Source organism: Streptococcus sp. VTCC 12905, assembly GCF_049893385.1.
In the GTDB taxonomy this organism is placed as follows: domain Bacteria; phylum Bacillota; class Bacilli; order Lactobacillales; family Streptococcaceae; genus Streptococcus; species Streptococcus suis_AA.
The window spans coordinates 1-983 of sequence record NZ_JBMVJC010000069.1 but is presented as its reverse complement, the minus strand read 5'-3'; the positions used below and the strand labels follow the sequence as shown (position 1 = coordinate 983).

The 983-nt window shown below is 42.5% G+C and carries 1 pseudogene; it reads left to right on the top strand.

Annotation, left to right across the window (positions count from 1 at the left end):
* Window positions 1-983: pseudogene (locus ACPC58_RS11620) on the top strand (IS3 family transposase); the annotation flags it as partial.

The window sequence follows — 983 nt, the reverse complement described above, 5'->3', positions numbered from 1 at the left end:
AAATGATTGATAAAGTACTTCTTGATAAGCAGTCAGTCCTCTCCGTCTCGCTTGACTACGCCCTGCCAAATCGTGGAACTCTTCCAAACTGGATAGCACAATACAAGAAAAACGGGTATACTATTGTTGAGAAAACAAGAGGGAGGCCACCAAAGATGGGGCGTAAACCAAAGAAAACCTGGGAAGAGATGACGGAGTTAGAGCGACTTCAGGAGGAAAATGAGCGCTTACGCACTGAGGTGGCTTACCTAAAAAAGTTGAGGGAGCTTCGTTTAAGGGACGAAGCCAGAGAGCAAGAAAGGCTCAAACAGTTAGAGAGATGGTCGCAGAAGGATTCCGACTAGATATACTGCTGGTTATTTCTCAATTAGCTCCTTCTACCTATTACTATCAAGTCAAGCAACTGGATAAACCAGATAAAGATAAGGAGTTAAAAGCTGAAATTCAAGCCATTTACGATGAACATAAGGGAAACTATGGTTACCGTCGCATTCACCTTGAGTTAAGAAATCGTGGATTTTCTGTCAATCATAAGAAAGTACAACGGCTGATGAAGGAGCTAGGATTGACTGCTCGTATTCGTCGACGTAAGAAATACAAGTCTTACAAGGGGGATGTGGGCAAGAAATCTCCCAATCTCATTGAAAAAATCTTTGAAGGAGCTAAGCCTTTTGAGAAGTGCTATACAGATGTGACTGAGTTCACTCTGCCAATTTGTTCTGAAAAACTCTATCTATCACCTGTTCTGGATGGCTATAATAGCGAAATTATTGCTTTTGCCTTGTCACGTTCTCCCAACCTCATACAAGTCAAGACTATGCTTGATAAAGCCTTTCCTGAGGAAACTTACCCAAATACCATTCTCCATAGCGACCAAGGTTGGCAATACCAACATGAAGCTTATCATCGTTTTCTTGCCAGTAAAGGCATACGTCCGTCCATGTCTCGCAAGGGAACTAGCACGGATAATGGCATGATGGAGT